Source organism: Bradyrhizobium sp. CCGB20 (genome assembly GCF_024199855.1).
GTDB lineage: Bacteria > Pseudomonadota > Alphaproteobacteria > Rhizobiales > Xanthobacteraceae > Bradyrhizobium.
Map to the genome: position 1 here is coordinate 291028 of NZ_JANADN010000001.1, position 18426 is coordinate 309453.

Below are 18426 nucleotides of genomic sequence, written 5' to 3' on the forward strand. Positions count from 1 at the left end.
CCTTGCGCCTATCGCCTGGCGAGGCCGCAGCCGTTGAATGCTCGACTTCTCCAGCATCCGCTGCTCATGCATTCCGCTTCCTGTCGCACGCAAAAGGTTGAGCCGCAATTCGGCTGGCCGCCAAAGTTGACGCAAGCCACCGCGCAATTTCTGCGCATGATAGAACAACTCATCCCGTTGCCGCCTGGCGTGGCCTGTCCGCCCTCGCGCCGATCGGAAGGTGCAGCAGCCGCATTGTCATTACGCTTTGCGGCGCGCTTCGGGTCGGGCTGCCTCCGATCGGCTTCTCCGCTCGGCGCGGATACCTTCGAAAAGTCGTAACGACACGGCCAATAGGTTTCGGTGCGGACGCCAGCCCCTTTGGAATCCTTTAGTTCGATCACGACCTTGTACTGATAGGACGATCCGCGAGTGCGGTTCAGCGGATCCTTGTCGCCAACGATACCGTTGACCGAGACGGTACTGCTGCCGTCCGGTTCGATCTTGCCGTCATAGGTCACGGAGCCGGGCTGGCCTGCGTCCCCTAACACGGTGTGCAGCACTCCGTCCTTGATGCGAAACACATATTGGCGACGCGATTCTGGAAAAGGCGGCTTGCTTTCGCAGCTTTCGTTGGCGATCCAGGCTCCGTCGAAAGTGGTCGGGCGCTTCGCGCTTTCGATGGGCTTCGACAACAGCTCGATGCGATATTTCGCCAGGTCTGCGAAGGCACAGGACGGGAAGCGAAGCAGATGATCCCTGAACGCCGTGACGGTCCCGAGCGCATCCGCACCGCGCCAATGGTCGGCGGCCTCTGCGCAAGGGTCAGTCCGAGGTGACGATGGTGTCAGCGCTGCGGTTTCGGCTTTGCCATTGAGGTAAAGCTCGCCGAAGAACGACAGCGACAGCTCCGGGACCTGTGATCCCTTGGTGCGCCGGTAGACGCTGGCGCCGATCGTCTGGAACACCGCGTTGATGTTGTCTCTGTCGCTGATGTGCTCAAGAAACGCACTGGTATAAGGACTGTTGCGGCCGTTGCCGTCGTCGGCGGTGCGACCGGCCTGGGTCGCATAGGAGATGATGGTGCCTTCCGGGCTCTCCATCTTGGCCAGCCCGCGGCCGATGGCCACGCCGCGACTCTGTCCGATGTTGCGCCGAAGCTCGTCAGCGAATGGATTGTCGCGGCAGGCGTCGAGCACGAGGATGCGCAGGTTCTTGGCCTGCTGGAGATCCGCCAGAATCTCGTCGGCGCGGACCAGGCGCCGCAGATCGACCTCGTCGCGCACGACAGCATCGATGGGCACCAGATAGTTGACGCCTGCGAATTGAAGTGCGTGTCCGCTGTAATAGAACAGGGCCACGTCGGCGCCGCGGGCCGCGCGCGCAAAGCGAAGAACGGCTTCCTGCATGGCGGCCTGATCGAGATCGGTCACGACCAGAGGTTCGAATCCCGATCGCTTCAGGGCCGCGCCGACGTCGGCCGCATCATTGGTCGGATTGGCAAGGGTGGGAACGTTCCGGTAGGCGCCGTTGCCGATTACCAGCGCGACGCGCTTGTCAGCCTTGGCGTCGAGGGCAGACAAGGCGAGCAACAGCAAACACAAGGTCACGTAACGCAACAGGCGCATGAAACCGTGCTCCGGGCGGGAGCATGATATTCACCAGTCTTGGGACAATGCAATTTGGGCTTGATGCAGGCCCAGCTGCTGCGACGATGCGGCGCGCCAAAAAGAAAGGGGCTCCAGCTTGCGCTGGAGCCCCTCAACGGTCGGGACATTGCCGGGTATGTGCCCCAAACCGTAGTTCTGGGTGCGGCCCCCGGAGGGGCCGCGCCCGGGAGGAGACTTACATGTTGTAGGCGCGCTCGGTGTGCTCGGTGATGTCGAGGCCTTCACGCTCGCTCTCGACATTGGCGCGGAGGCCAACGATCACATCGACGACCTTGTAGAGGATCGCCGAGCCGATGCCCGACCACACCAGCGTGGTGCCGACGCCCCACACTTGCGAGAGCATCTGCGCCGCGAAGTCGTAATCGGCGACCTTCGGCGGGATCGCGGTGTAGTCGATGATGCCCGCACCACCCAGCGCCGGATTGACGAGGATGCCGGTGCCGAGGGCGCCGACGATGCCGCCGACGCAGTGCACGCCGAACACGTCGAGGCTGTCATCGTAGCCGAGCGCGTTCTTCACGACGGTGCAGAAGAACAGGCAGACCACGCCGACGACGAGGCCGAGCACGATCGCGCCCATCACGCCGGAGAAGCCGGCCGCAGGCGTGACCGCCACGAGGCCCGCGACAGCGCCGGAGATGACGCCGAGCACCGACGGGTGACCCTTGATGATCCACTCCGCGAACATCCACGACAGCGCGGCGGCTGCGGTGGCGACGAAGGAGTTGGTCATGGCGAGGGCAGCGCCGCCGTTGGCCTCGAGGTTGGAGCCGGCGTTGAAGCCGAACCAGCCGACCCAGAGCAGCGAGGCGCCGATCATCGACATGGTCAGCGAGTGCGGAGCCATCAGCTCCTTGCCGTAGCCGACGCGCTTGCCGATCAGGAGAGCGCCGACGAGACCTGCGATGCCGGCGTTGATGTGCACCACGGTGCCGCCCGCGAAGTCGATCGCGCCCTTCTTGAAGATCCAGCCTGCGTCGGCGTTGATCTCGTCGAGCTTGGCCTGCGCCGCGGTCTTTGCCGCCGCGTCAGTGGCAGCAGCGAGAGCCTTGGCAGCGTCCTGGATCATGTCCGGGCCGGGCCAGTACCAGACCATGTGCGCGATCGGGAAATAGATCAGCGTGACCCAGAGCGGGATGAACAGCGCGATCGCCGCGAACTTCATGCGCTCGGCGAAGGCGCCGACGATGAGGGCGGGCGTGATCGCCGCGAAGGTCATCTGGAAGCACATGTAGATGAGTTCCGAGATGTTGGCGTCGACCGAGAAGGTCGCGGCCTTCGAGTCGGTGGTGACGCCCATCATGAAGGCCTTGGAGAAGCCGCCGATGAAGTCGGAACCGCCGGTGAAGGCGAGGCTGTAGCCGTAGACGGCCCAGATCACGGTGACGACGCAGACGGTGTAGAACACCTGCATCAGGACGGAGAGCATGTTCTTGGAACGGACGAGGCCGCCGTAGAACAGCGCGAGGCCGGGGATCGTCATCAACAGCACGAGCACTGTCGATGTCAGCATCCAGGCGTTGTCTCCCTTGTTGACCGTTGGCTCGGCATAGGCCGCGGTCGCAGCGAACATGCCGACTGCGAGAGCCGCCAATCCCGCGCCATAGGGACGCTTAAACGTCATTTTATTCACTCCTGATTGGTAAAGGTTGAGCGCGAAATCAAAGGGCCGCGGCATCGGCCTCGCCGGTGCGGATGCGAACCGCATGGTCGAGGTTGATGACGAAGATCTTGCCGTCGCCGATCTGCCCGGTTTTCGCGGCGGACGTGATGGCGTCGATGGTCTTGTCGACCTGGTCGGAGGCGACAGCGACTTCGATCTTGATCTTGGGCAGGAAGCTCACGGCGTATTCAGCACCGCGATAGATTTCCGTATGGCCCTTCTGGCGGCCATATCCCTTGACTTCCGTCACCGTGAGACCGTGAACGCCGATGGCGGTCAGGGCGTCACGGACTTCTTCCAGCTTGAATGGCTTGATAATCGCCATAACAATTTTCATGGGTCCTATCCCCGCTTGGCCCGGTCCGGACGTGGCCGGGCGTTTCTCGACTGGTTCGCCACGAGGGAGAAGTTCACTACGCGGGCACAGCCAGGACCCTTAGAATCAAATGCCGTGCCAGATCGGGCACGTTGCCTAACGGACTATGAAAACGGGTGTTTTCGCCTTTGACGCGTAGTGGGGTGCAGTGCGCTATTACGTCGCGCTTAAAACATGATCATATCTGCTCAAAAGACGAGCACGACAGGCTGCCGACACAATGTTGCACAGGCACCGAGCAGTTAGAAGGTATCTAATTACGGGGAGGCTCGCCGAGCAGCCTAACCGCGCTGCGAAATATCGAGCTCTTCGACTTCGTGCTCACGGGATATGCGCAGCGGATCAGCCAGCTTGAGCAGGATGGAGCGTGCCGGATGATGCCGGACGGTCCCTTGGATGAAGGTCCATGTCGGACCGTCAGGCGGCCTCGCGCTCCGAAAAAACCCGATCGACCAAGCCCCACTCGACCCCTTGCTGCGCGGTCATGAAGTGGTCGCGGTCCAGGGTCCGTTCCACCTCTTCCTCGGTGCGTCCGCAATGCTGCGCGTAGAGCCGGGTGATGCGCCGCTTGGTTTCCTGCATTTCGTTGGCATGGATCAGGATATCGGACGCCTGGCCCTGGAAGCCGCCGAGCGGCTGATGCACGTGAAGGCTCGCATTGGGCAGCGCGGCGCGGTGGCCTGGCTCGCCGGCCATCAGCAGAAACGAGCCCATCGAGCGCGCGGTGCCCATGCACAGCGTGTGAACCGGCGCCTTGATGAACTGCATGGTGTCGTACATGGCGAGACCAGAGGTGACCACGCCGCCATAGGAGTTGATGTAGAGATTGATCGGCCTGTTCGGATTCTCCGCCTCCAGGAACAGCAATTGCGCGCAGACGAGGCCCGACATCGCATCATTGACCTCGCCGTTGAGGAAGATGATGCGCTCGCGCAGGAGCCGCGAGTAGATGTCGAAGGATCGCTCGCCGCGGGCGGATTGTTCGACGACCATAGGGACGAGCTGAAGCATGTCGCGCATCGGCGACCTCCATGTCTGCAGGTGATGAAGTCTGTTTGGGTGGTGCTCTTAGTGGAGCATGATCTTCTCGGAAAACCGCTTCACACTTTTCCGGATCATGCTCTAGGCCGCCGCGCGCATCAGGCAGCAATTGCTGTTGGCCGGCTGCGGCAGCTTCGTTCGATCGTCGCAGACCCGCTGGATGATGCTGATGCGGGTGCCGCCGTCCTCATTCGGCTCGATCCGGAAGATGACGTGGCTTTCGCGAAATGGCGGCTCGGAATCGCGCAGCCGGTAGCGCACTTCTTCGCCTGCGATCGATGATTCCGGCTCGGCGCCGGCAAGGTCGCAATCCGGCAGCCAGCGTTCGCGCAAGGCCGGAATGGTCACGGCGCGCCAGACTTTTGCCGGTGGCGCATCGAATTCGTATTCGAGCACCAGGGCTGTGTCGGGATGATCGGGCTTCGCGGCGTCGCTCATTGATCCATCTCCTTCAAGAGATCGGCGAGCGCTTCCATGCGCTTCGGCCAGTAGGCGCGGTAGCGTGCGAGCCATGTCCCGATGGTGGCAATGCCGTTCGGATCGACCTCGTAGTTCACGAAGCGGCCCTGTCGCTCTTCGCGCACCAGGCCTGCCGCGCGCAACACGGCGAGATGCTGCGACATCGCCGGCTGGCTGATCTCCAGGCCGTCGCGCAAAGCGCTGGCGTTCAGGCTTCCGCCTGCAAGCTTCTCAAAGACCTTTCGGCGCGTCGGGTCGGCAAGCGCCTTGAAGATGTCGGCTTCGATCATGGCAACACATAAGCACGCGCTTATGTGTTGCGCAAGCCCTTACTGCAAGGCCTCGCCGTGCTGCGAAATATCCAGCCCCTCCAGCTCGTGCTCACGGGATACGCGCAGCGGCACGAACAGGGCGACCAGCTTGAGCAGGATGAAGCTCACGCCCGCCGACCAGACGAAGGTGACGGCGACCCCGTAGAGCTGGATCAGCAATTGCTGCGGATGGCCCTCGATCAGGCCGGCGGTGCCGCCGATCGCGCTGGTCGCGAACACGCCGGCCAGCAGTGTGCCGGTCAGGCCCCCGATGCCGTGGACGCCGAACACGTCGAGGGAGTCGTCGTAATTGAAGCGGTGCTTGAGCCAGGTGCAGGCCCAGTAGCAGACCGCCCCCGCAATCACGCCGATGACGATGCCATGCCATGGCGCGACGAAGCCCGAGGCCGGCGTGATCGTGCCGAGCCCGGCAACCGCGCCGGAGATCATGCCGAGCACCGACGGCTTGCGCCGGGTCGACCATTCGATCGCGCCCCAGGTCAGCGCGCCGGAGCAGGCGGCAAGATGCGTCGCGATGATCGCCAGCACCGCGCGCGAATTGGCTGCGCCCGCCGAGCCGCCGTTGAAGCCGAACCAGCCCACCCACAACAGGCCGGTGCCCATCACCGCGAGCGACAGATCGAACGGCGACAGATTTTCAGTGCCGTAGCCGTGGCGGCGCCCCATCACCTTGGCGGCGACGAGGCCGGCGGTGCCGGCCGACAGGTGCACGACGAGACCGCCGGCAAAATCCAGCACGCCCATGCTGGCAAGGAAGCCGCCGCCCCAGACCCAATGCGCCAGCGGAATGTAGACGAAGATGAACCAGGCGACCGAGAACACGAGATAGGCGGAGAAGCGCATCCGGTCGGCGACCGAGCCCGCGACCAGCGCCACCGTGATGATGGCGAAGGTCATCTGGTAGAGCATGAACAGCGCTTCCGGGATCGTCTTCGCCGCCGGGTTGACGCTGTCCATCGTCATGCCCGCGAGGAACCAGCGGTCGAGCGTGCCGATCCACGGCCCGTCGCCGACGAAGCAGAGCGAATAGCCAAATGCCACCCAGAGAATCGAGATCATCGTCACCGCGGCAAGGCTCTGCGCCATGGTGGCGAGCACGTTCTTCTTGCGCACCATGCCGGAGTAGAACAGCGCGAGCCCCGGAATCGTCATCATCAGCACCAGCGCGGTGGCGACGATCATCCAGGCGGTGTCGGCGGTGTTGATCTCGGAGGCCGCGGCATGCGCGGGCGCGGCAGTGATCGACATCAATCCGACCGGCGCAGCCATGACGGCCGCGCGGCGCAACAATCCCGCCATGTCATTTCCCCCAGCATAGAAATTGCGTCGCACGCTATGGCGTCGTTGCCCGGTGCGATCGAAGAAGACGTATCAGAGCGTTTTCGAGCGAAGCGGATACCGGTTCGCGGAAAGAAAACGCGTCAAAACCAAGATCTAGAGCGCGTCGCTGTCGGTTTCGCCGGTGCGGATGCGCAGCGCGTGGTCGATCGGCGTGACGAAGATCTTGCCGTCGCCGATCTGCCCGGTGCGCGCCGTCGCGGTGATCACGGCGACCGCCTTGTCGGCGACGTCGGAGGCGACAGCGATCTCGATTCTCAGCTTCGGCAGGAAGTTCACGACATATTCCGCGCCGCGATAGATCTCGGTATGGCCCTTCTGGCGGCCATAACCTTTCACCTCGGTCACGGTCATGCCGTGGACGCCGATCGCGGTCAGCGCCTGGCGGACTTCATCGAGCTTGAAGGGTTTGATGATCGCGACGACGAGTTTCATGGTCAGGCCTATTCCCCGGGGATGCGCCGCGCCGTATGTCCCCGGCGCCGCGTCAATCTGGCATCTTTCCGGGCAAATGGCATAAAAAACTTGCAGACTGAAGCGGAAAAACGTTTGGCCATGTGAACGCCCGCCTCTGTACAGGGCATCCGTTCATCCTTCACAATGCGTTTTTGGCATGGATGCGGTGAACCGAAGCGGTGAACCTAAGCGTCCCGGCCGGTACAAAAGTATGTTTGAGGGGGCGCTTCATGGCGAGTTGGTTCTACGCATCCGAGGGCAAGCAACAGGGGCCCTATCCGGAGGGGCAGTTCCGCGACCTCGTCGCGCAAGGGATTGTACGCCCGGATACGCTGGTGTGGTCGGAGGGCATGGCCGGCTGGCAGAAGGCCGCCGAAATCCCCGGCCTGATCGGCGGCGGCGGTGTGCCTCCGATGATGCCGGCCGGCGGCCCGCCGATGATGGGCGGCGGCGGATATGCTGGCGGCGGCGCCAGCGGAGGATCGCTGGCGGTCGATTTCGGCATCCTCGAGTTCACCTGGCGCAGCATCGTGATGCTGATCGGCATGTGCTTCATCATCCCGATTCCGTGGGTGTTCGTCTGGTACACGAAATGGATCGTGTCCTGCGTGAAGGTGCCCGGCCGGCCCAATCTCAGCTTCACCGGCAATGCGATGACGCTGGTGCCCTGGTTCTTCGGCTTCATCGTTCTGGCGATCGTGATCGGCTTCATCGGCAGTGCGCTGCTGAGCAATCTGCTGTTCATCGTGCAGCTCGCGCTCTACTGGCTGCTGGCCAGATGGATGGTGGCCAATCTTGCCTCCAACGGGCAGCCGCTCGGGCTCAGCTTCACGGGCTCGGTCTGGGCCTATATCGGCTGGAACCTGCTGTTCGCGATCTCGATGATTACGATCATTGGCTGGGCCTGGGTCGCCGCGGCGCAGATGCGCTGGTTCTGCCGCAGCATCGAAGGCACGCGCCGCGAGATCGTGTTCAAGGGGAGCGGTCTCGGGATCCTCTGGCGCGGAATCGTGGCCGCGATCCTGTTCAGCCTGATCATCCCGATCCCGTGGGTGTATCGCTGGATCATGAACTGGTTCGCATCGCAGACCGAGCTCGCTCCGCGCGGTGCGCAGGCTCGCATGTAGCGGCTGCTGGCGTCGGGTAGCGAACAGACAAGATGTCGAGCCGAATCTGGTTTCACGCATCCGGCGGCCAGCAGAAAGGTCCGTTTCCCGAGGCGCAGTTTCGCGACCTCATAGCCCAGGGCATCGTGCGCGCCGATACGCTGGTCTGGGCGGAAGGGATGGCGGGCTGGCAGAAGGCCGGCGAGGTGCCGGGTCTCGTCCCCGGCGCCGCGTCGCCGCCCTCCTTGCCGATCGATGGCAGCTCGAGCGGCCATAGCGGCGGTCCGCTGTCCGTGGACCTGCCGCTCTGGTCGTTCCTGGGATGGTGGATCCTCCTGGTGATCGGCAACCTGCTGGTGATCCCGGCGCCGTGGACCGCGACAGGCTATTATCGCTGGCTCTTCCCGCGCGTTCACGTTCCGCAGCGACCGAACATCACTTTCACCGGCCAGGTCGGAGATATCTGGTACGTCTTCGTCGCGATGGGGCTGGTCGGCTACGCAGGTTATGTCGACAGCATCCTTCAGATTCTGGCGATGCCGGTCCAGGCAGTCCTGTCCTGGATGATCATGCGCTGGGTGGTCGCCAATCTCAGCTCGAATGGTCAGCCGATTCCGATGACCTACACCGGCAGCGTCTGGGGCTTCATCGGCTGGCAGATCGTGATGTTCCTCGCCGTGTTCACGATCATCGGCTGGGCCTGGGTCATGGCCGCGTGGATGCGGTGGATATGTCGTGGCATCATTGGGACGCGCCGCGAGATGGTCTTCACCGCCACCGGCTTCCAGCTGCTCTGGCGCACCCTGGCATTCGGGTTCGGATGTCTCTTCCTGATTCCGATTCCGTGGCTGCTGCGCTGGTATTTCGCCTGGACCATGTCGCAATTCGCGCTCGTTGAACGCGGTGCAGGCGCGAACGCCTAGGCCTTTCCGTTCGAGCGCAATGTATCAGGCGTGAATCGCCAGTTGCGTGGCGATCGCTTCGGCGACGGCGCGCATGTCCCGTGCAAGCGCCAGCGAATTTGCGCGGTCGAGCTGGCTGCCGAGGCCGACGGCCGCGACGGTGTGCGAGATCGTCCCCTTTGCGTTCAGGACGGGCACGGCGACGATCGTCACGCCGGCAATGTAATTGCCGCGATCGATGCTGAACCCCTGCTTGCGGACCTGATCGACTTCCTTACGCCAGGCATCATAGGTCGGCGCGTTGTGCCAGCGCAGAAGACGGAAGCGCTTCTCGATCTCCTTCTCCGGCTGGCCGCTGAAGGCGGCGACGCAGCGGCCCGTGGCGCTGATCAAGGCGGGAAAACGGCTTCCGATGTCGACGTGAAGCCGCACCGGCGCCTGGCTCCGCGCCAGTGCGACGACGATCATGTTGTCGAGATCCGGCACCTCGACGCCGATCGCCGTGACGCCGTAGCGGCCTGATATCTCCTCGAGCTTCGGCCGCATCAGGCTGGGAAAGTCGGCATTCTCGAGCACGGCGCGCGCCAGCGGCAGCATGCCGACGCCGAGACTGTAGCGTTTGGTCTGCGGATCGACCTGCACCAAATCCTCCGCCAGCAGCGCCCGCACGATGTGCAGCGCCGTGCTCGGCACCAGATCGAGAGTCTCCGCAATCGCCTTGAGACCCTGCGGCGTGGGGCTGCGGCTGAGCAGGCGGAGGATGGCGACGGCACGCGTGACCGCAGGCACGGCGCGGACACGGGGTGATCGGGGATTCGGCATGATCGTATCGGTACAACAGCGGTCGGAGCGCAACAACACCATCTCATCGCTGCAGCGCCGGCACGGCTCGATCTTCCGGCCGCGCAGCCGGTTTCGTTTTGCTTCAGGGTAATTGTACATATACAATTAATAGTGCTATTTGACAATTAGCTTCGCTTGAGTATCGTGCCGGTCATGAACAAGCTGACCGACTACACGAGCTACGCGGACGCGCAGTCCAACTTCTCCTCCGAGAAGCTCTGGGAATTGTTCGAGGGGAATCGTGCGCGCCTGAACATCGCGCATGAATGCATCGACCGGCACGCCGGCCGCTCCGACCCGGCCGTGATCGTCGTTCGCGCGGATGGGCCGGACGAGGTGCTGGGCTTTGGCGAGCTCGCGGAGGCCTCCTCGCGCTTCGCGCATTACCTGGTGAGCCAGGGCGTCAAGCCCGGTGATCGCGTGGCGGTCATGCTCGAGCCCTCGCGCGCCTTCTACGTGTCGGTGTTCGGCACCATGAAGGCCGGCGCCATTGCGGTGCCGCTGTTCACGCTGTTCGGACCCGACGGCGTCAAGCTGCGTGTCGACGACTGCAAGCCGCGGCTGATCGTGACGAACGCGGAGAAGGCGCCGCTTCTCGCCGGGATCGGCACGGAGGTCGTGGTCGCCGACGACGCTTTCCTGAACGGCCTGCTGCGCTTTGCGCCGCACTTCACCACCGATACGGCGGCCGATGCGATGGCCCTGTTTCAATACACCTCGGGCACGACGCGCGAATTGCCCGAAGCGGTCAAGCACACGCATCGCTCGATCGTGACGCTGATGGTGGCGGCGTTGTACGGCACCGGTTTGCGCCCGGGCGATCGCTTCATATGCCCGTCATCGCCGGCATGGGGGCATGGGCTCTGGCACGGTACGCTTGCGCCGCTGGCCCTCGGCATCACCATCGGCGCCTATGCCGGCAAGTTCAATCCGGAGCGGCTGCTGGCTGCGCTCGAGCAGTATCAGTTCACCAACATCTCCGCGGCCGCCACGCATTATCGCATGCTGCGGAACTCGGGTGCCGCGCCGCGCTATAGTTACGCGCTCGAGAAATTGTCGTTCACGGGCGAGCCGATCGACAGCGAGACGGCCGCCTTCGTCAACGACACCTTCGGCCGCCAGGTTTGCAGCATGTACGGCACCACCGAGATCGGCGTGATCCTGGTGAGCTATCCCGGCGCGGACGATTTCGCCGTCAAGCCGGGATCGCTCGGCAAGCCGATCCCAGGCGGGCGCGTCGACGTGCAGGATGCCGAGGGGCGGTCGTGCGCACCTGGCGTCGCCGGCGAGCTGAAAGTCTGGCGCCGCGGCGAGTGGATCGCGACCAAGGACCTCGGGCGTATCGACGAGGACGGGTACTTCTATCACGGCGGCCGGGCCGACGATGTCATCATCTCCGCCGGCTGGACCATGAGCGCGGTCGAGATCGAGGATGCGATCCTGAAGCATCCGCACGTGCGCGAGGCCGCGGCCATCGGCGTGCCCGATCCGTTGCGTGGGCAGGTGGTGAAGGCTTTCGTCGTCGCCGACCGGCCGGGCGATGCGTCCTTCGAGCACGAGATCCAGGACGTCGTGCGCCAGCGCCTCAGCCATCACGAATATCCGCGTCTCCTCAGCTTCGTCACGGAGCTGCCCAAGACGCCGGCCGGCAAGGTCAACCGCAAGGTGCTGCGTGACCGCGAGCAGGCCGTCAAACAATCAGAAGCCGCGAATTAGAGAAAGGGAACGTCACATGCTGGACAAGATCGAAACCAGATTTCCGAAGATCACCGAAGAGGGCCTCGACGATCTGCGCAAGCGCATCGGCGTCACGATAGGCGTCACCGCCGAACCCTGGTGCTACGAGGCAACGCGCGACAACATCCGTCACTACGCCCACGGCATCGGCGACGACAACCCGCTCTGGTGCGATCCGGAATACGCCGCCAAGTCGAGCTATGGCGGCATCGTCGCGCTGCCGAGCTTCCTGTTCTCGACCAGCCGCATCGTGTCGGGCTATGTCGGAGGGATGCCCGGCGTCCACGCCATGTGGTCGGGCGCGGACTGGACCTGGCACAAGGCCGTCAGGCGCAACGACGTCATTTCGACCGAGGCAAAGCTGAAGGACCTCGTCGAGCATCAGACGCGCTTCGCCGGCCGCGCCATCCAGCAAACCTATCATGTCGATTTCTTCAACCAGCAGGGCGACCTCGTCGCCGAAGCGGATAGCTGGTGCTTCAGGACCGAGCGCGACCACGCGCGCGACCAAGGCACCAAGTACAGCGAGGTCAAGGCCCGCGCGCCGCGCCGCTACAGCGACGAGGAGCTGGCCGCGGCCTACAAGCACTACGCCGAGGAGCGCATTCAGGGCTCGCGTCCGCGCTACTGGCAGGACGTCACCGAAGGCGAGGCGCTGCCCGTGATGCTGAAGGGCCCGATGACGGTCACCGGCTTCATCGCCTATGCGCAAGGCTGGGGCGGTCTCTACATTCGCGCCAACAAGCTCGCCTGGAGGCTGCAGGACGCCCACCGTGGCCTCGGCATCCCGAACCGCTTCAATATCCCCGACTGTCCGGAGCGCGTGCACTGGGAAGAGGAATTCGCGCTCGAGGTCGGCGCGCCCGGCGCCTATGATTACGGCCCGGAGCGTTGCTCCTGGCTCACCCATCACCTCACCAACTGGATGGGCGATGACGGCTTCCTGCGCCGCGCGACCTGCAAGATCCGCCGGCACAATCCCGAAGGCGACATCCTGTTCATCAAGGGCAAGGTGAAGCGCAAATTCGTCGAGAACGGCCGTCACCTCGTCGAGATCGAGCAGGAGGCGCGCAACCAGGACGATGAACTGTCTGTTCTCGGAACCGGCATCGTGGAATTGCCGAGCCGCACCTGACAACAACCAACTGGGCGAATGAGCATGCCCGCACCTGATCTCGCGCGCGGAGCGGTGACCGGCCTCAAGGTCATCGATCTGTCGCGCGTGCTGGCGGGGCCGCTGTGCACGCAGATGCTGGCCGATCATGGCGCCGAAATCGTCAAGATCGAGCCACCATCGGGCGATGAGACCCGCGGTCTCGGGCCACCCTTCGATGCGGCCGGACAAGCCGCGTATTTCGGCGCCGTCAACCGCGGCAAGCGCGGCATGGCGCTCGACCTGTCGCGCGCTGAGGGACGCGCGGTGCTCGAAGCCCTGCTGCAGGACGCGGACGTGCTGGTGGAGAATTTCCTGCCCGGCACCATGGAGCGCTGGGGCCTCGGATACGAGGCTCATTTGTCCGCGCGCTTTCCGCGCTTGATCTACTGCGCCATCTCCGGCTTCGGCGCAGACGGGCCGCTCGGCGGACTTCCCGGCTACGATGCGGTGCTCCAGGCTATGTGCGGCCTGATGAGCATCAACGGGACGCAGGATTCGGGCGCCACGCGCGTCGGCGTTCCCATCGTCGACTACGTCACCGGCTACAATGCGCTCACGGGTGTACTCCTCGCGCTCGCGGCACGCGAACGGACCGGACAGGGGCAGCGCGTCGAGGTGACGTTGTTCGACACCGCGCTCGGCCTTCTGGTTCCGCACGCGGCGAACTGGATCTGCTCGGGGAACGCACCCGGTCGTCTCGGCAGCGCCCATCCCAACATCGCGCCCTACGACAAGTTCGCGGCGGCCGACGGCGAGATATTCCTCGGCATCCTCAATGATGGTCAGTTTCGCCGCTTCTGCCAGAAGGTGGGACGCGGTGACCTCCTGGATGATCCGCGCTTTCGGACCAATGCCGACCGGCTCACCCACGTCGCAGCGCTGCGCACCGAGCTGGAACGCACGCTGGCCGGCTTCAAATCGGAGACGCTTTGCCGTGAATTGATGCAGGCCGGCGTTCCCGCGGGCGCCGTCAACACCGTGCCGCAGGCGTTCGCGCAACCCCATGCCGCCCATCGCGACATGCTGGTCGAAAGCGAGGGCCATCGTGCACCCGGCATTCCCGTGAAGCTCGCGCAGACGCCCGGTCGCACCGGGCGGCGGCCGCCCCGCTTCGGCGAGCATACCCGTGAAATTCTGGCGGAAGCCGGTCTTGACGACGCGATGATCGACCGCCTGCTCGATGCAGGCATCGTCGCGCCGCAACGGAAGGACCCCGCCCAACGATAAGAAGGCGACCAGGACAACAATCAAAACAAATATAAATATAACGAGAGGAAACGAGCATGCTGAAATCCGCGAGATGGGCCGTGGGATGGCTGGCCCTGCTATGGAGTTGCGCAAGCTTCGCGCAAACCTATCCGACGAGGCCGGTCAGGATCATCGTTCCCTATCAGGCGGGCCAGGGCACCGACGTCGTGGCGCGATACCTCGCCGACCATCTGTCGCGCACGCTGGGCCAGCGCTTCTATGTCGAGAACAAGCCCGGTGCCGGCGGCAATATCGGTGCCGAGCAGGCGGCGCACGCCGAGCCCGACGGCTACACGCTGCTGATGGGCACCAACGCCACCCAGACCATGAACGAGTTCATGTATCCTTCGCTGGGCTTCGTGCCGGACAAGGATTTCGCCCCGATCATCCTGGTGGGCAAGCTGCCGCTGGTGATCACGGCCAGTCCGTCGTTCGCCGGAAACAACGTGGCCGACCTGATCGCCGCAGCCAAGTCGAAGCCTGACAAGATCGACATCGCCCTGCCGAGCACGACGGCGCGTGTCATCTTCGAGTTTCTCAAGGAGATGACCGGTGCCCCGGTGTTCGGCGTTCCCTACAAGGGATCGGCGACGGCGATGACCGACGTGCTCGGCGGACAGGTGCCGCTGCTGATCGATACGGTGACGGCGGTGCGCACTCAGATCGACGACGGCAAGTTGAAGGCGCTCGGCATCACCGTGCTGAAGCCGAGCGAGCTTCTGCCGGGCGTGAAGCCCGTTGCCGAGCAGGGCGTGCCTGATTTCGAGATGGCGGGATGGAATGCCTTTTACGCGCCGCGCGACACGCCAAAGGCCGTCATCGAGCTGTTGAACGGCGAGTTCGCCAGGGCGCTGGCCCTGCCCGAGACGCGGAAGCGGCTGCAGGAGCTTGGATTTGATCCGGCCGGCGGAACGCCGACGGACCTTGCCCGGTTCGAGACGCGGGAGCGGCTCAAATGGGGGCCGGTGATCAAGGCCACGGGTCTACAGGGCGGCTGACGTCGGCCGCCGTGAGATCATGCTTCAGGCTTTGCGCTCGCGCACGGAGCCTTCCTGCGCGACGGAAGCCACCAGCGTTCCATCAGGCTTGAAGATGAGGCCGCGCGACAGGCCGCGGCCGCCGCGCGCGTTCGGCGAATCCTGGGCGTAAAGCAGCCATTCGTCGGCGCGGAACGGGCGGTGAAACCACATCGCGTGATCGAGGCTCGCCGGCATCATGCGCTTGTCGAACAGCGTGCGGCCGTAGCGCGCCATGATCGCGTCGAGCAGCGAGAAGTCCGACGCGTAGGCGAGCGCGCACAGATGCAGCGCCGGATCATCAGGGAGTTTCGCGGCCGTACGGATCCAGATGTGAATGCGGCCGTCGTCGACCTTCTGGCCGAAATAGCGGCCGATCTCGACCGGGCGCAATTCGATCGGCCGATCCATTTCATAGTAGCGCCGGATGAACTCCGGCATCTCCTTGAACATCGGCTGTTTTGCAACTTCCTCTGCGGTCAGCTTTTCCGGCGGCGGCACATCAGGCATCCTGTCCTGGTGATCGAAGGCGCTGTCCTCCTCGGCATGGAACGAGACCATGATCGAGAAGATCGCGTTGCCATGCTGGATCGCGGTGACGCGGCGCGTCGAATAGCTCTTGCCGTCGCGCAGGCGCTCGACCTGGTAGATGATCGGAACCTTCGGGTCGCCGGGCAGGATGAAATAGCAATGCAGCGAATGCGGCAGGCGCCCCTCGACGGTCCGGCAGGCCGCGACCATGGCCTGCCCGATCACCTGGCCGCCAAAGACCCGCTGCCAGTCCGTCTTCGGGCTGTTGCCGCGGAACAGGTTTACCTCGAGCTGTTCGAGGTCGAGGATCGAAATCAGGTCGAACAGGCTCTTGGACATGAAATTCAGCTTTCGCCTCGTCACTCCCGGGCCGACTGCTCCGGAATGACACAATGGGGGCTCGCGGCCCTTGTTTCACCTCACTGTTTCGCCCAGCTATAGTCTGCTAGCAAGACCAAGAATTGACTGGGATTTTGGCAGGAAAACTTGGGTATGTCGGTACAGGGTAGCATTGTCATTGGCGGCGGCGCGTTTGCAGGGCTGGCGCTGGCCCTGGCGTTGCGCCAGGGGCTCGGGCCCGAGATTCCCGTCATCGTCGCCGACCCGGCGCTCAGCACGCGTCCGAGCCGTGACCCGCGCGCGACCGCGATCGTGGCCGCCTGCCGCCGCCTGTTCGAGGCGATCGGCGCCTGGGACGACGTCAGGGCCGAGGCGCAGCCGATCCTCGACATGGTCGTCACCGATTCCAGGCTGGAGGACGCCACCCGTCCGGTGTTCCTCAACTTTGCCGGCGATGTCGCGCCGGGCGAGCCGTTCGCCCATATGGTCGAGAACCGCCGCCTGATCGATGCGCTGGTGGTGCGGGCCGAGGCCGAGGGCATCGATCTCCGCGCCACCACCGTGGCGTCCTACGATTCGCGTTCCGAAGGCATCGACGTGACTCTCGGCGACGGCAGCGTGATTGCGGCCAGCCTCCTGGTCGCCGCCGATGGCGCGCGGTCGAAGCTGCGCGAACGCGCGGGCATCGCCACCCATGGCTGGGAATACGATCAGTCCGGCATCGTCGTCACCGTCGGCCATGAGCGCGATCACGAAGGCCGCGCCGAAGAGCACTTCCTGCCCGCAGGTCCGTTCGCGATCCTGCCGCTATCCGGCAAGCGATCGTCGCTGGTGTGGACCGAGCGCCGAGCTGAGGCCGCGCGCATCATTGCGCTGAGCGAGGAGGAGTTTCACGGCGAGCTCGAGCGCCGCTTCGGCCTGCATCTCGGCGAGGTCAAGGCGCTCGACAAGCCGCGCGCGTTCCCGCTGTCCTATTTCGTGGCGCGCTCCTTCATCGCCGAGCGCCTCGCGCTGGTCGGCGATTCCGCGCATGTGATTCACCCGATCGCGGGCCAGGGTCTCAACATGGGCCTGAAGGATGTTGCCGCGCTGGCCGAGGTCGTGGTCGATGCCGCACGGCTCGGCATGGATCTTGGCGGGGCCGACGTGCTCGAACGCTACCAGCGCTGGCGCCGCTTCGACACCATGGCGATGGGCGTTGCCACCAACTCGCTGAACTTCCTGTTCTCCAATCAGTCGACGCTGCTGCGCACCGTGCGCGACATCGGCCTCGGCCTCGTCGACCGCGCCCCGCCGCTGAAGAACCTCTTCATCCGCCAGGCAGCCGGGCTGACAGGCGAGGTGCCGAGGTTGTTGAAGGGCGAGGCGTTGTAAGGGGGCGAATGTTGAGTAGCGAATAGCGAGTAGGCCCATTCGCTACTCGCCATTCCCTATTCGCCACCCTCAATCGATCTTCCGCGCCTCTTCCGGCAGCATGATCGGGATGCCGTCGCGGATCGGGTAGGCGAGCTTTGCGGAACGCGAAATCAGCTCCTGCTTTGCGGAGTCGAACTCCAGTGGGCCCTTGGTCAGCGGGCAGACCAGGATCTCCAGCAATTTGGGATCGACGCTGTTTTCGGGGCGTTCGGCGGTCGCGTTCATTGGTGTCTCCGGCAATTGATTGCCTCTAGCACAGAAAATCGCGGTCTAGGCGGAAACCATCCGCATAATTTCGTCGAGCTGGCCCTGGAGCCGCGCCGCCGGCACCGGCGTGCCCGACAGGGCAAAGCCGAGGAACGTCCAGTACAGGATCTGCGCGCGCGCCTGCGCCTTCCCCGGCTCAAGCCCCCGCTTCGCCAGCAGCGTTTCGATATAGTCGATCCTGCGCCGGTCGATCGCGCGGACCGCGCCTTGCGCAGCGGCATCGAACGCCGCCCAGTTGCGCACGGCGCGCTCAAGCTCGAGCCGGGCGCCGAAGGATCTCCGCAGCAGCGCCTTCAGCGGATCGTCGCTGCCGGCCTCGACGTCGGCGATGATCTGCTCCGCCGCGATCTCGCGCCAGCGCTTCAGGACAGCGGCGTGGAACGCGCCGAGATCGGCGAAATGCCAATAGAAGCTGCCGCGCGAGACGCCCATTGACCTTGCGAGCGGATCGGCCTTCAGGGCCGTGAAGCCGCTCTTGGCCAGCGCCTTCAGGCCCTCTTTGATCCAGTCGTCGGCGGAGAGTTGTTCGGTCATGTGGGGTTCCGGAACTG

Annotated in this window: 19 protein-coding genes; 7 read left to right on the top strand and 12 right to left on the bottom strand. The window is 64.3% G+C overall.

What is annotated here, in order from left to right; translation table 11 throughout:
* Positions 1–8: 8 nt before the first annotated feature.
* The 8 genes from NLM15_RS01300 to NLM15_RS01335 all read right to left on the bottom strand — a co-directional run bounded on the left by NLM15_RS01300 (position 9) and on the right by NLM15_RS01335 (position 7293).
* On the bottom strand, positions 9–1607 hold the full coding sequence (locus NLM15_RS01300) for a caspase family protein (RefSeq protein ID WP_254114843.1): 1599 nt from the start codon (positions 1605–1607) through the stop codon (positions 9–11).
* A 217-nt stretch (positions 1608–1824) separates the two neighbouring features.
* Entirely contained in the window at positions 1825–3273 is a 1449-nt protein-coding gene (locus NLM15_RS01305) for an ammonium transporter (protein WP_254114844.1), read from the bottom strand.
* Positions 3274–3310: 37 nt separating this feature from the next.
* A complete protein-coding gene (locus NLM15_RS01310) occupies positions 3311–3649 on the bottom strand; it encodes a P-II family nitrogen regulator (RefSeq protein ID WP_008142813.1) in 339 nt (112 codons plus the stop codon).
* Positions 3650–4105: 456 nt separating this feature from the next.
* The gene (locus NLM15_RS01315; RefSeq protein WP_254114845.1) at positions 4106–4708 is read right to left on the bottom strand and encodes an ATP-dependent Clp protease proteolytic subunit; all 603 of its coding nucleotides are present in this window, start codon (positions 4706–4708) and stop codon (positions 4106–4108) included.
* A 102-nt stretch (positions 4709–4810) separates the two neighbouring features.
* Positions 4811–5167 (bottom strand): SRPBCC domain-containing protein, encoded by a 357-nt coding sequence (locus tag NLM15_RS01320; RefSeq protein WP_254114846.1) that lies wholly within the window; start codon positions 5165–5167, stop codon positions 4811–4813.
* Positions 5164–5478, bottom strand: a complete 315-nt coding sequence (locus NLM15_RS01325) for a helix-turn-helix transcriptional regulator (RefSeq protein ID WP_254114847.1) — start codon at positions 5476–5478, stop codon at positions 5164–5166. The genes NLM15_RS01320 and NLM15_RS01325 overlap by 4 nt, the downstream gene beginning before the upstream one ends.
* 39 nt (positions 5479–5517) lie before the next feature.
* Entirely contained in the window at positions 5518–6819 is a 1302-nt protein-coding gene (locus tag NLM15_RS01330) for an ammonium transporter (RefSeq protein ID WP_254114848.1), read from the bottom strand.
* Positions 6820–6954: 135 nt separating this feature from the next.
* Positions 6955–7293 (bottom strand): P-II family nitrogen regulator, encoded by a 339-nt coding sequence (locus NLM15_RS01335; RefSeq protein WP_008142802.1) that lies wholly within the window; start codon positions 7291–7293, stop codon positions 6955–6957.
* A 251-nt stretch (positions 7294–7544) separates the two neighbouring features.
* On the opposite strand from NLM15_RS01335, the gene NLM15_RS01340 reads away from it, so the two are divergent.
* Both NLM15_RS01340 and NLM15_RS01345 read left to right on the top strand, forming a co-directional pair.
* Positions 7545–8441 (top strand): GYF domain-containing protein, encoded by an 897-nt coding sequence (locus NLM15_RS01340; protein WP_254114849.1) that lies wholly within the window; start codon positions 7545–7547, stop codon positions 8439–8441.
* 32 nt (positions 8442–8473) lie between these two features.
* Positions 8474–9343: a DUF4339 domain-containing protein gene (locus tag NLM15_RS01345; RefSeq protein WP_254114850.1), complete on the top strand. Its 870-nt coding sequence runs from the start codon at positions 8474–8476 to the stop codon at positions 9341–9343.
* Between the two features lie 24 nt (positions 9344–9367).
* Here the strand turns inward: NLM15_RS01345 and NLM15_RS01350 are convergent, their stop codons facing one another.
* Positions 9368–10144: an IclR family transcriptional regulator gene (locus NLM15_RS01350; RefSeq protein ID WP_254114851.1), complete on the bottom strand. Its 777-nt coding sequence runs from the start codon at positions 10142–10144 to the stop codon at positions 9368–9370.
* 174 nt (positions 10145–10318) lie between these two features.
* On the opposite strand from NLM15_RS01350, the gene NLM15_RS01355 reads away from it, so the two are divergent.
* The 4 genes from NLM15_RS01355 to NLM15_RS01370 are packed head-to-tail and all read left to right on the top strand — an operon-like array spanning position 10319 to position 15304.
* Positions 10319–11881: an acyl-CoA synthetase gene (locus tag NLM15_RS01355; RefSeq protein WP_254114852.1), complete on the top strand. Its 1563-nt coding sequence runs from the start codon at positions 10319–10321 to the stop codon at positions 11879–11881.
* Positions 11882–11897: 16 nt separating this feature from the next.
* Positions 11898–13037, top strand: coding sequence for a MaoC family dehydratase N-terminal domain-containing protein (locus NLM15_RS01360; RefSeq protein ID WP_254114853.1), 1140 nt, complete (start codon positions 11898–11900; stop codon positions 13035–13037).
* A gap of 24 nt (positions 13038–13061) precedes the next feature.
* A complete protein-coding gene (locus NLM15_RS01365; protein ID WP_254114854.1) occupies positions 13062–14285 on the top strand; it encodes a CaiB/BaiF CoA-transferase family protein in 1224 nt (407 codons plus the stop codon).
* 56 nt (positions 14286–14341) lie between these two features.
* A complete protein-coding gene (locus tag NLM15_RS01370) occupies positions 14342–15304 on the top strand; it encodes a tripartite tricarboxylate transporter substrate binding protein (RefSeq protein ID WP_254114855.1) in 963 nt (320 codons plus the stop codon).
* Positions 15305–15328: 24 nt separating this feature from the next.
* Here the strand turns inward: NLM15_RS01370 and tesB are convergent, their stop codons facing one another.
* Complete coding sequence (gene tesB, locus NLM15_RS01375; RefSeq protein WP_254114856.1) at positions 15329–16192, bottom strand: acyl-CoA thioesterase II; 864 nt, start codon at positions 16190–16192, stop codon at positions 15329–15331.
* Between the two features lie 153 nt (positions 16193–16345).
* On the opposite strand from tesB, the gene NLM15_RS01380 reads away from it, so the two are divergent.
* On the top strand, positions 16346–17566 hold the full coding sequence (locus NLM15_RS01380; protein ID WP_254114857.1) for a ubiquinone biosynthesis hydroxylase: 1221 nt from the start codon (positions 16346–16348) through the stop codon (positions 17564–17566).
* A 69-nt stretch (positions 17567–17635) separates the two neighbouring features.
* Here the strand turns inward: NLM15_RS01380 and NLM15_RS01385 are convergent, their stop codons facing one another.
* Both NLM15_RS01385 and NLM15_RS01390 read right to left on the bottom strand, forming a co-directional pair.
* Positions 17636–17833, bottom strand: coding sequence for a Trm112 family protein (locus NLM15_RS01385; RefSeq protein ID WP_254114858.1), 198 nt, complete (start codon positions 17831–17833; stop codon positions 17636–17638).
* A gap of 45 nt (positions 17834–17878) precedes the next feature.
* Positions 17879–18409, bottom strand: coding sequence for a TetR/AcrR family transcriptional regulator (locus tag NLM15_RS01390; protein ID WP_254114859.1), 531 nt, complete (start codon positions 18407–18409; stop codon positions 17879–17881).
* Between the last annotated feature and the right edge of the window lie 17 nt (positions 18410–18426).